This window comes from Streptomyces apocyni (assembly GCF_009739465.1).
In the GTDB taxonomy this organism is placed as follows: domain Bacteria; phylum Actinomycetota; class Actinomycetes; order Streptomycetales; family Streptomycetaceae; genus Streptomyces; species Streptomyces apocyni.
The window spans coordinates 16,317-28,124 of sequence record NZ_WHOM01000037.1 but is presented as its reverse complement, the minus strand read 5'-3'; the positions used below and the strand labels follow the sequence as shown (position 1 = coordinate 28,124).

Below are 11,808 nucleotides of genomic sequence, written 5' to 3'. Positions count from 1 at the left end.
CCGGGACGCACCGCGAAGACGCACCGCGGAGGCGGGGCCCTACGTCGCCGGGGCCTTGGCGCGCAGGACCGTGAGGAATTCGCGCATCCAGCGGGCGTGGTCGGGCCAGGCCCGCGCTGAGACCAGGGTGCCGTCGACCACGGCTTCGGCGTCCTGGAAGGTGGCGCCCGCGGCGTGCATGTCGAGTTCCAGGGCCGGGTAAGCCGTGACGCGGCGGCCCGTCAGGCCGCCGATCGCCGCGGTCAGCAGCGGACCGTGGCAGATCTGGGCGACCGGCTTGTCGGCGTCGAAGAACGACTTGACGATCTTGCGGAGCTCGGGGTCGTTGCGAAGGTATTCCGGCGCCCGGCCGCCGGGGATCACCAGGGCGGCGTACTGGCCCGGGTCGACTTCGGAGAAGGCGAGGTCGGCTGGCCAGGTGTACCCGGGCTTCTCGGTGTAGGTGTCGAATCCGGGCTCGAAGTCGTGGATCACGAAGCGCAGCTTCTTGCGAGCGGGGGCGGCGATATGGACGTCGTAGCCCTCCTCGCGCAGCCGCTGGTAGGGGTACAGCACCTCCAGTGACTCCGCCGCGTCGCCGGTCACGATCAGGATCTTCGCTGCCATCGCCGCTCGCTCCCTCAGTGGGTACGGTCCGGGGCCGTCCTGGCCAACGTGCCCCCTGCGCGGAGCTTTGCCAAGAGGGGGAGCCCGCGGTTCTTGGACGGAGTGTCAAAGTTTGAGCGATGTTTTTGTACGGAGATGGCTCATGACGGTCCCCCGGGGTGGGGCGATAGCCTGGACCCGTGATCAGTGCAATATGCCGCGGGGGCAGCGCAGCCCCCGCTCGCCTGAGCCCGGCGCACCACCGTGCCCGGGTCATCACTGATCCCTGTTGCCAGGGCCGGCTGTCTGAAACACGGACGGCAGCCAGTGACGCCCCGGCCATCTCTCATCCCGGCATACCGTCGAATACGACCGGACATCCCGCGTCGCGGCGTTACGCCACTTTCTTCTACGTCACGCAACGGCGCGCGACAGGAGCCAGAGGACATGCAGACCAAGCTGGACGAAGCCAAGGCCGAGCTGCTCGAACGGGCCGCCCGGGTTGCTGAGAACAGCCCGGTCGGGGGGCAACTTCCGACGGGGGCCACAGACGGGGAGCGTCCGGACCAGGACCCGATCCGTTCCTACCTCCAGCGCTACTACCTGCACACCGCCCCCGAGGATCTCGCCGATCGCGACCCGGTCGACGTCTTCGGCGCCGCGCTCTCGCACTACCGGCTGGCCGAGAACCGCCCGCAGGGCACGGCCAACGTGCGCGTCCACACCCCGACCGTGGAAGAGAACGGCTGGATGTGCAGCCACTCCGTGGTCGAGGTCGTCACCGACGACATGCCGTTCCTGGTCGACTCGGTCACCAATGAGCTGTCCCGGCAGGGCCGCGGCATCCATGTAGTGATCCACCCGCAGGTCTTCGTCCGCCGTGACGTCACCGGCAAGCTGGTCGAGGTCCTGCCCGACGGTGTCACGGGCGACGGCCACGACACGCTCACCGAGTCCTGGATCCACGTAGAGATCGACCGGGAGACGGACCGCTCCGACCTCAAGCAGATCACCGCCGATCTGCAGCGGGTGCTGTCCGACGTACGCGAGGCCGTCGAGGACTGGGGCAAGATGCGCGAGGCCGCGCTGCGCATCGCCGACGACCTGCCCAGCGAACCCACCGCCGACGACCTGCGCGACCGTGAGGTCGAGGAGGCCCGCGAGCTGCTGCGCTGGCTCGCCGACGACCACTTCACCTTCCTGGGCTTCCGCGAGTACCACCTCAACGAGGACGACTCGCTCGGCGCCGTCCCCGGCTCCGGCCTCGGCATCCTGCGCTCCGACCCGCAGCACAGCCACGAGGACCCGCACGGCCACCCGGTCAGCCCGTCCTTCAACCGGCTGCCCGCCGACGCCCGCGCCAAGGCCCGCGAGCACAAGCTGCTGGTGCTCACCAAGGCGAACAGCCGGGCCACCGTCCACCGCCCCAGCTACCTCGACTACGTCGGCGTGAAGAAGTTCGACGCCAAGGGCAACGTCGTCGGCGAGCGGCGCTTCCTCGGACTGTTCTCCTCGGCCGCCTACACCGAGTCGGTACGCCGGGTGCCGGTCATCCGCCGCAAGGTCGCCGAGGTCCTCAAGGAGGCGGGCTTCTCGCCCAACAGCCACGACGGCCGTGACCTGCTGCAGATCCTCGAGACCTACCCGCGCGACGAGCTCTTCCAGACCCCGGTGGACGAGCTGCGCGCCACCGTGACCAGCGTCCTGTACCTCCAGGAGCGCCGCAGGCTCCGCCTGTACCTGCGCAAGGACGAGTACGGGCGCTACTACTCCGCCCTGATCTACCTGCCCCGCGACCGCTACACCACCGGCGTACGGCTGCGGCTGATCGACATCCTCAAGGAGGAGCTCGGCGGTACCAACGTCGACTTCACCGCCTGGAACACCGAGTCGATCCTGTCCCGGCTGCACTTCGTCGTCCGGGTCCCGCCCGGCACCGAGCTGCCCGCGCTCACCGCCGCCGACACCGAGCGGATCGAAGCCCGCCTGGTCGAGGCATCCCGCTCCTGGGCCGACGGCTTCGGTGAGGCGCTCAACGCCGAGCTGGGCGAGGAACGCGCCGCCGAGCTGCTGCGCCGCTACTCGGGCGCCTTCCCCGAGGGCTACAAGGCCGACCACACCCCGCGCGCGGCCGTCGCCGACCTGGTCCACGTAGAGCAGCTCACCGAAGGTGAGCACGACTTCGCGCTCTCGCTGTACGAGCCGGTGGGCGCCGGACCCGGTGAGCGCCGCTTCAAGATCTACCGCCTGGGGACCCAGGTCTCCCTGTCCGCCGTGCTGCCGGTGCTCCAGAGCATGGGCTGCGAGGTTGTCGACGAGCGTCCGTACGAGCTGCGGACCACCGACCGCGCGCCCGCGTGGATCTACGACTTCGGGCTGCGGCTGCCCGAGATGGACGGCAGCGGCAGCTACCTCGCGGGTGACGCCCGCGAGCGCTTCCAGGAGGCGTTCGCCGCCGTCTGGACGGGGAAGGCCGAGAACGACGGCCTGAACGCCCTGGTGCTGCGCGCCGGTCTCGGCTGGCGGCAGGCGATGGTGCTGCGGGCGTACGCCAAGTACCTGCGTCAGGCCGGTTCGACGTTCAGCCAGGCGTACATGGAGGACACCCTCCGTACCAACGTCCACACCACCCGGCTGCTGGTGCACCTCTTCGAGGCCCGGATGTCGCCGGACCGCCAGCGCGCGGGCACCGAGCTGATCGACGGGCTGCTCGAGGAGCTGGACGGCGCGCTGGACCAGGTCGCCTCGCTGGACGAGGACCGCATCCTGCGGTCGTTCCTCACCGTCATCAAGGCCACCCTCAGGACGAACTTCTTCCAGGAGGGCGAGGGCGGCAAGCCGCATCCGTACATCTCCATGAAGTTCGACCCGCAGGCCATCCCGGACCTGCCCGCCCCCCGGCCCGCGTTCGAGATCTGGGTGTACTCACCCCGGGTCGAGGGCGTGCACCTGCGCTTCGGCAAGGTCGCCCGCGGTGGTCTGCGCTGGTCCGACCGGCGGGAGGACTTCCGTACGGAGATCCTCGGCCTGGTCAAGGCGCAGGAGGTCAAGAACACCGTCATCGTGCCCGTCGGCGCCAAGGGTGGCTTCGTCGCCAAGCAGCTGCCCGACCCGGCCAAGGACCGCGACGCCTGGCTGGCCGAGGGCGTCGCCAGCTACCGCACCTTCATCTCGGCGCTGCTCGACATCACCGACAACCTGGTGGCCGGCGAGGTCGTGCCGCCCTCCGACGTCGTACGCCACGACGAGGACGACACCTACCTGGTGGTCGCCGCCGACAAGGGCACCGCGACGTTCTCGGACATCGCCAACGAGGTCGCGGGCAGCTACAACTTCTGGCTGGGCGACGCCTTCGCCTCCGGAGGCTCCGCGGGCTACGACCACAAGGGCATGGGCATCACCGCCCGCGGCGCCTGGGAGTCCGTCAAGCGGCACTTCCGCGAGCTCGGGCACGACACCCAGACCCAGGACTTCACCGTGGTCGGCGTCGGCGACATGTCCGGTGACGTGTTCGGCAACGGCATGCTGCTCAGCGAGCACATCCGGCTGGTCGCCGCCTTCGACCACCGGCACATCTTCATCGACCCGAACCCGGACGCGGCGACCTCGTACGCCGAGCGGCGACGCCTGTTCGAGCTGCCGCGCTCCAGCTGGGCCGACTACGACAAGGACCTGCTCTCCACGGGCGGCGGCATCTTCCCGCGCAGCGCCAAGTCCATCACGCTCAACACCCAGATCCGCGAGGCGCTCGGCATCGACCCCTCGGTCGCCAAGGTGACGCCCGCGGAACTGATGAAGGCCGTCCTGCAGGCCCCCGTCGACCTGCTGTGGAACGGCGGCATCGGCACGTATGTGAAGGCGAGCACCGAGTCGGACGCCGACGTCGGTGACAAGGCGAACGACGCGATCCGCGTCAACGGCTCCGAGCTGCGCGTCAAGGTCGTCGGCGAAGGCGGCAACCTGGGCCTGACCCAGCTCGGCCGCATCGAGTTCGCACGCCGCGGCGGCAAGATCAACAACGACGCGATCGACAACAGCGCCGGGGTGGACACCTCCGACCATGAGGTGAACATCAAGATCCTGCTCAACGCGGTGGTGGCCAACGGCGACCTGACCATCAAGCAGCGCAACAAGCTGCTCGCCGAGATGACCGACGAGGTCGGCGCGCTGGTACTGCGCACCAACTACGGGCAGAACACCGCGCTCGCGCTCGCCGGGGCGCAGTCCGCCAGCATGCTCCACGCCCAGCAGCGCTTTATGCGCCGCCTGGTACGTGACGGCCATCTGGACCGGGCCCTGGAGTTCCTGCCCACCGAGCGGCAGATCCGCGAGCGGCTGAACAACGGAAGCGGGCTGACCCAGCCGGAGACCGCGGTCCTCCTCGCGTACACGAAGATCACCGTCGCCGAGGAGCTCTTCGCCACCGACCTGCCGGACGACCCGTACCTCCAGCGCCTGCTGTACGCGTACTTCCCGACGCAGCTGCGCGAGCGGTTCGTCGACCAGATCGACGGCCACGCGCTGCGGCGTCAGATCGTCACCACGGTGCTGGTCAACGACACCGTGAACGCGGGCGGTACGAGCTTCCTGCACCGGATGCGTGAGGAGACCGGCGCCTCGCTCGAAGAGGTCGTACGGGCGCACACCGCGGCCCGGGAGATCTTCGGCCTCGGCGAGGTCTGGGACGCGGTCGAGGCCCTGGACACCAAGGTCGCGGCCGACGTCCAGACCCGGATCAGGCTGCATTCGCGCCGTCTGGTCGAGCGCGGTACGCGCTGGCTGCTCAACAACCGGCCGCAGCCGCTGGACCTGGTCGAGACCATCGGCTTCTTCAGCGACGGCGTCAGCCGGGTCTGGGCCGAGCTTCCGAAGCTGCTGCGCGGCGCCGACCTGGAGTGGTACGAGCAGATCCGGGACGAGCTGGCGGGCGCCGGGGTGCCCGATGGCCTCGCGCAGCAGGTCGCCGGGTTCTCCTCGGCGTTCCCGACGCTGGACGTGGTGCTGATCGGCGAGCGGATGGGCAAGGACCCGATGGAGGTCGCCGAGGTCTACTACGACCTCGCCGACCGCCTGCAGATCACCCAGCTCATGGACCGCATCAGCGCGCTGCCGCGGGACGACCGCTGGCAGTCGATGGCGCGCGCGGCGATCCGTGAGGACCTGTACGCGGCGCACGCGGCGCTCACCTCGGACGTGCTGGCGGCGGGCGATGGCTCGGCTACGCCGGAGCAGCGCTTCCAGGCCTGGGAGGGGCGGAACGCCGCGATCCTGGGGCGGGCGAAGACGACGCTGGACGAGATCCGGGGCTCGGACGCGTTCGACCTGGCGAACCTGTCGGTGGCGATGCGGACCATGCGGACGCTGCTGCGTACGCACAGCTGACAGCTGACGTTCTGGTGTGAGGTGCCCCGGCCGGTTCGCTGGCTGGGGCACCGGCCGGGGCGCTCTCTCCGCGGGGGCCGGTTGGCTGCCCGCCTGACAGCGGCATGGCGACAGCGGCAGTGCGTACATATTCACAATGCCGCTCAAAATCGGATAGTACGGCTAAAGTGACGCAAATGAGCCACCCGACGACCGTACGCCCCCGTGGCTCCAGCGCGCCCGAGACCGCCGCCGCTGCCGCCGTCTGGGTGCCCGCACCCGCGTCGCCCGCGTCCGGGCCCCTGCGGCTGCGGCGGCCCGGACGGGCACGGCTGCGGCGGCTGTGCGCGGAGGTCGTCAGGTTCGGCATCGTCGGCGGCAGCGGCGTAGGCGTCAACGTTCTGGTCTTCAACCTGCTGCTGCACGGACTCGGTCTTGGACCGATGGCCTCGACGGTCGCCGCCAGCTGCGTCGCCATCAGCACCAACTACCTCGGCTTCCGGTTCTTCGCCTACCGGGACCGGTCCGCACGCAGCACGCGGCAGATCGTGCTCTTCTTCGCCTTCAGCGGGCTGGGCGTGGCCGTGGAGAGCGGCCTGTTCTACGTCGCGTACCACGGTCTGGGCATGGACAGTCCGGTCGGCTCGAACATCGCTAAGGCACTGTGCATCCTGCTCGCCTCCGCGTTCCGCTTCCTGGTGTACCGGACCTGGGTCTTCCAGCACGACCAGCCCTGAGGCGGTCGCCGAGAGGGCGTGCGGCGCGCACCAGCGCCCCGGTGGGCGCCCAGCGGACCTGGAGGCGCCCGGCGCCGCGCCCCTCGGGTTCGACCGTGACCTGATGGCGGTGGATGGCGGCCGTCAGCGGAGTGAAGTCGAGCGGGGCGAGCAGCGGGCCGCTGTTGCGCTGGCGTTGTTCCGCCAGCTCCAGGACCGGGTGGCGTACGCCGTCGAAGCCGTACACCGGCAGCGCGGCCGCGGCCAGGTCGAGGCGGACGGCGCCCTCGAAGACGCCGGGCCGTACCGGGTCGATGCGGAAGTGCTGGGTGAGGCGGCGACCGGCCGGGGCGAGGTGCAGTGCGGCCCGGTGCGGGCCGACGGCGAGCTGAAGCCCGGGGTCGTAGCTGCGGATCCGCAGATCCACGGTGGCGCCAGGGCCGGGCGCCACCTGAGTGATCTCGTGCCGGAACAGGGCGACGGCGAACGGCCGGGTGTCCAGCTCCTCGCTGGTCAGGTCGAGCTCTGGGCGGGTCGCTGCGGAGCCCGGCAGCTGGCCACCCCAGTACACCCGGCCGTCCGCGCCGGTGACGGTCTCGCGCGGGCCCACACCGTGGCCCATGCCGCGGGCGGCGAGCGCCGCCTCCGCGAGCCGCCCCTCCCGCAGCAGGGCGATCGTCACACGCTCGGCGCGGGGCAGCCGGGCATAAGAGCCCGGGGCGAGCCCCGCGAGGTAGGGGGTGACGGTGTCGGCGAACTCCCGCAGCCAGGTCTCGTCGCGGTACGGCAGGTCACCCGCGTACATCCGGACATCGTGCCGCAGGAACTTGTAGTCCTTGTCCGCGCGCAGGGCGGCGTGCCCGCTGTCGACGAGGAAGGCGTCGATCAGGGTCTGGACGTGGATACGGTCCCGGACGTTGCTGATCTTGTGCCGCTGATTGGAGATGGAGGCGGCGTCGGCGGCCGCGTAGGGCTCGATATACCAGCGGTAGACCGGCTCAGGCACGATGGTGAAGGCCTCGGCGAGGCAGTACGCCTGGGCCGTGAACAGCTGGTCCTCGTAGTGGATGCCCTCGGGGAAGCGCAGCGCGTGCCGGTCCAGGAACCGCCTGGCGTACATCTTGCTGGTGGAGAGGTGCTCGAACAGCAGCCGCGGTTCGGCCTCGACGCCCGCCACCGTACGCCGCTCGGCGACCAGGTCGGGCATCCAGGTGGAGCGGGCGCCGGTGTCGACGCGGACCCGCTCGACCTGGCCCATGGTGAAGTCGACGGGCCGCTCGCGGTGGGCGGCCAGGAGCAGTTCGCAGGCGCGCTCGGGGAGTTCGTCATCGCTGTCGAGGAACATCAGGTACGGGGCCCGGGCGAGGTCCATGGCGCGGTTGCGCGGGGCGCTACACCCGCCGCTGTTCTCGGGGAGCCGCAGAAACCGGATGCGCGCGTCCCGCGCCGCCAGCGCCCGGGCCACCTCGGGGGTGCGGTCGGTGGAGTGGTCGTCGCTGATGATGATCTCGATACGGCGATGGGTCTGGCGGCGCAGCGAGGCCACGGCGCGTGGCAGCCGCTCGGCGTCGTTGAAGACGATCACGGTGACGGTGACGTCTGGTGTGTCCGCGGTGTCGGGCGGCGTGCTGCTGGTCGGGCTGGTCGGGCTGGTCGGGCTGGTCTGGCTCGTTGGGCTTGTACGGCTCGTCGGGTTTGTAGGGCTCATCGGCGGGCGGCCTCTTCCGGGGTCGGCGCGGGTGTGCGGTCCTCGACGGGCACGATCGGCGGCAGATCCTCCTCGCGCTCGCCGAGGAAGGCGCGACGGACCACGCGCTCGGCGGCCCGCCCGTCGTCGAACTCGCAGAAGCGGCGGCGGAACGCGCCGCGCAGCTTGGCCGCCGCCTCGTCGCGCCAGGCGCCCGAGGTGAAGATCTCGGTCAGCGCGTCCTGGCTCCGGGCGACCTGGCCCGGGGCCTCGGTGAGCAGGTCGAAGTAGACGCCGCGGGCCCTGGCGTACACCTCCCAGTCGTCGGCGTAGATGACGATCGGGCGGTCCAGGTTGGCGTAGTCGAACATGATCGACGAGTAGTCCGTGACCAGGGCGTCAGCGGCGAGTTGGAGTTCCTCGACCGGATCGTACGTGGAGACGTCGATGACCCGTCCGCCGCGGCGTAGCCGGGTCAGTGGCGAGGCCGCGCCGCCACCGTAGAAGTAGTGGCCGCGCACCAGCAGGACGGTGTCATCGCCGAGGTCGGCGCTGAGCCGCGCCAGGTCCAGGCGCGGGGTCCAGCCCGCCTCGTAGTCGCGGTGCGTCGGCGCGTACAGGATCGCCGTCTTGCCGGGGGCGATACCGAGGCGTTCGCGGATGGCGCGGATGTCGTCGGCGTCGGCTTGGTAGAGGACGTCGTTGCGTGGATAGCCGTAGTCGAGCGGGACGTAGCGAGAGGGGTAGGCGCGTTCCCACGTCCGGGTCGAGTGGCTGTTCGCGGAGACGCTGTAGTCCCAGTTGTCGACGCGGGCCAGCAGGGCGCGGAAGTTGAGGCCCTTGGCGGCGGCGGGGAACTCGCGCTGGTCCAGGCCCATGCGCTTGAGCGGAGTGCCGTGGTGGGTCTGGACGAAGACCTGCTCCGGCCGTTTCACCAGGAGACCGGGGAAGTTGACGTTGTTGACCAGGAACTTGGCCCGGGCCAGCACCTCCAGATAGCGCGGGGTGCCCGGGATGACGTGGTCCGTGCCGGGCGGCAGCAGGGCCGCCTTGGCCTGGCTCACCACCCACACCGGGTGTACGTGGGGCGCGAGTTCACGCAGCTTCGCGGCGATGGCGGCCGGGTTGCAGGCCACGCCGCGGTCCCAGTACGCGGAGAAGACGGCCAGCTCCGGCTCGATGGGACGGGACAGGGCGCCGCGGTAGCGGTGGTCGCGGGCCTTGGCGCTCAGCTTGCGCTTTCTGGCGTTGAGCGCGGACCGCAGTGCGCGGCGCTTTCCGTTGGCGGCTTGGAGCGCCTTGTACCGGGTGTACTGGTCCTGCTCCAGGAGCCGGTGGCGTACGCCGTCGAGTCCGTCGGGGCGTTGGTAGCCGTCGGGGCGGAAGCGGCTGGCGTGCTCGGAGGCGTGGTGGAAGTACGGGGCGGCGAGGTCGGCGGGCAGGAGTCCTGGCCTGGCGATGACCCGCAGATAGTCGCCGACCATCCGCTCGTAGAGCGCGGTACGCACCCGCGGCGGCGCCTGACGGGCCGCCGCCAGCTCGTGCAGCTTCGCGTACGCGGCGAAGGGCGCGAAGTGCTCGTCGTACGTGGGCGGCGGGAGGCTGGCGCGGCGCAACTGGCGGTCGATCAGGGCCACCTGGTCCAGGCAGGCGATGCGGTCGGCGAGCAGGAGCGCGGCGTAGGCGGAGTAGAGCGCGTCGCCCGCCGTGAGGAGGTGGGCGTGCGCGCGCAGGAAGCCGGTGCGCAGGACGCGGTTGCCGAGCAGCGGCGCGAGTTCCAGGAGCGTGGGGAAGTCGGCCAGGTCGACGAGGGCACGGCCCGGCTGGGCCAGCACCTTGGTGTCGAGGCTGGGGCGGGCCGGGTCCCACCAGTAGGCGCGTACATGGTCAAACACCAGGACGTCGGGGGCGGGGGCGTCCCGGTCTGCCGCGCCGGGCGCCTCCGCGTGCTCGGCGAGGCGCTGGACGATGGCCGCCGCCGCGCCCGTGGGGAGGCTGTCCTTGGCATCCAGGAAGTGCAGCCAGTCGCCGGTGGCCGCGTCCGCGCCTGCCCGCCTGGCGGCGGTGGGGGTGGTGCCGTCGGACAGGGGCAGGGAGGTGAAGCGGGGGTCGCTCGCGGTGCGGGATTCCGTGCGGGCACGGGAGTTGTCGCCGGTCACGGCGACGATCACTTCCAGCTCGTCGCAGGACTGGTCGGCGAGGCTGCTGAGGCACTCGCCCAGATGACCCTGGATGTCACGGCCGGACACGATCACGCTGAGCTTGGGCAGCTTGGGCAGCTTGGACAGCTTGGACATGAGGCGGGCCGCTCCTTCGTCGCTGTCTCCGCGTATCCGCGTATCCGGCACTTCAGTCTATAAGGACCCTTTGGGGAGTTAGGTGGATAATGTCTGTATTTGGCGATGTCAGTCGCGGGCGGCCTCGGGGTGCAGGCGGACCCAGCCCGCCCACGCCGAGGTGATCATGTCGCGCATGTCGTGCTTCGCCTTCCAGTCGAGCTCCGCCGCGACAAGGTTCGCGGCGGCGACCACCCGTGCGGGGTCGCCAGGGCGGCGTTCAGTGACCTTCGGCGTGATGTGGTGGCCGGTGACCTCGCTGATCAGGTCGATCAGTTCGCGGACCGATACGCCCTCACCGCGGCCGATGTTGACCGTCAGGTCGTGGCCCGGTGTCGCGGCCAGCTTGCGGGCCGCGGCCACATGGGCGTCGGCGAGGTCACTCACATGGATGTAGTCGCGGACGCAGGTGCCGTCCGGGGTCGGGTAGTCGTCGCCGAAGATCTGGGGGGCGTTGCGCTCGGTGAGCTTCTCGAAGACCATCGGCACGATGTTGAAGACGCCGGTGTCGGCCAGTTCGGGGGACGCGGCGCCCGCGACGTTGAAGTACCGCAGCGAGGCGGTGGCGATGCCGTGGGCCCGGCCGACCGCGCGGACCAGCCACTCGCCCGCCAGCTTGGTCTCGCCGTACGGGCTCATCGGCGCGCACGGGGTCTCCTCGGTGACCAGACCCGACGCCGTGTCCGGCATCCCGTAGACGGCGGCGGACGAGGAGAAGACGAACGACGGCACACCACCGGCGACGACCGCGGCGAGCAGGGTCCGCAGGCCCTCGATGTTCTCGTGGTAGTAGCGCAGCGGCAGTTCGACGGACTCGCCGACCTGCTTCTTCGCCGCGAGGTGGACGACTCCGGTGACCTGGTGCTCCGCGATGACGCGGTCCAGCCGCTCCCGGTCCAGTACCGAGCCCTTGACCAGCGGCACGTCGGCGGGGATGCGCTCGGCGACGCCGCTGGAGACGTCGTCGTAGACGACCACATGCTCGCCGGCCTCGGTCATGGCGCGGACGACGTGCGCCCCGATGTAGCCGGCACCGCCGGTGATCAGCCAGGTCATGGTCACCCTGTTTCGTCGTGTCTGGGTCTGGTGTGCTCTCCCGCCGGTCAACGCGCGGCGCCGCTGA

The 11,808-nt window shown here is 70.6% G+C and carries 6 protein-coding genes; 2 read left to right on the top strand and 4 right to left on the bottom strand.

Annotation, left to right across the window (positions count from 1 at the left end; genetic code table 11):
* Positions 1–39: 39 nt before the first annotated feature.
* Entirely contained in the window at positions 40–606 is a 567-nt protein-coding gene (locus GCN81_RS05890; RefSeq protein WP_156722403.1) for a DJ-1/PfpI family protein, read from the bottom strand.
* A gap of 426 nt (positions 607–1,032) precedes the next feature.
* On the opposite strand from GCN81_RS05890, the gene GCN81_RS05885 reads away from it, so the two are divergent.
* Together GCN81_RS05885 and GCN81_RS05880 are read left to right on the top strand one after the other, a co-directional pair.
* Positions 1,033–5,967: an NAD-glutamate dehydrogenase gene (locus GCN81_RS05885; protein WP_156722402.1), complete on the top strand. Its 4,935-nt coding sequence runs from the start codon at positions 1,033–1,035 to the stop codon at positions 5,965–5,967.
* Between the two features lie 176 nt (positions 5,968–6,143).
* The gene (locus GCN81_RS05880; protein WP_156722401.1) at positions 6,144–6,683 is read left to right on the top strand and encodes a GtrA family protein; all 540 of its coding nucleotides are present in this window, start codon (positions 6,144–6,146) and stop codon (positions 6,681–6,683) included.
* On the opposite strand, the gene GCN81_RS05875 is transcribed toward GCN81_RS05880, so the two are convergent.
* From GCN81_RS05875 to galE, 3 genes are all read right to left on the bottom strand, one after another.
* Positions 6,601–8,370, bottom strand: coding sequence for a glycosyltransferase family 2 protein (locus GCN81_RS05875; RefSeq protein ID WP_156722400.1), 1,770 nt, complete (start codon positions 8,368–8,370; stop codon positions 6,601–6,603). The two genes, GCN81_RS05880 and GCN81_RS05875, sit on opposite strands and share 83 nt — an antisense overlap.
* Positions 8,367–10,646 carry a bifunctional glycosyltransferase/CDP-glycerol:glycerophosphate glycerophosphotransferase gene (locus GCN81_RS05870; protein WP_231626399.1) on the bottom strand — a complete coding sequence of 760 codons (2,280 nt, stop codon included), beginning with the start codon at positions 10,644–10,646 and terminating at the stop codon, positions 8,367–8,369. Before GCN81_RS05870 ends, GCN81_RS05875 begins: the two co-directional genes overlap by 4 nt.
* Positions 10,647–10,754: 108 nt before the next feature.
* On the bottom strand, positions 10,755–11,741 hold the full coding sequence (galE, locus tag GCN81_RS05865; RefSeq protein WP_156722399.1) for a UDP-glucose 4-epimerase GalE: 987 nt from the start codon (positions 11,739–11,741) through the stop codon (positions 10,755–10,757).
* Positions 11,742–11,808: the final 67 nt, after the last annotated feature.

Excerpts from the sequence above, each read along its gene's own strand:
- GCN81_RS05870 (WP_231626399.1), bottom strand. The coding sequence starts at position 10,646 with ATGTCCAAGCTGTCCAAGCTGCCCAAGCTGCCCAAGCTCAGCGTGATC.
- GCN81_RS05885 (WP_156722402.1), top strand. The coding sequence starts at position 1,033 with ATGCAGACCAAGCTGGACGAAGCCAAGGCCGAGCTGCTCGAACGGGCC.
- GCN81_RS05875 (WP_156722400.1), bottom strand. The coding sequence starts at position 8,370 with ATGAGCCCTACAAACCCGACGAGCCGTACAAGCCCAACGAGCCAGACC.
- galE (WP_156722399.1), bottom strand. The coding sequence starts at position 11,741 with ATGACCTGGCTGATCACCGGCGGTGCCGGCTACATCGGGGCGCACGTC.
- GCN81_RS05890 (WP_156722403.1), bottom strand. The coding sequence starts at position 606 with ATGGCAGCGAAGATCCTGATCGTGACCGGCGACGCGGCGGAGTCACTG.
- GCN81_RS05880 (WP_156722401.1), top strand. The coding sequence starts at position 6,144 with ATGAGCCACCCGACGACCGTACGCCCCCGTGGCTCCAGCGCGCCCGAG.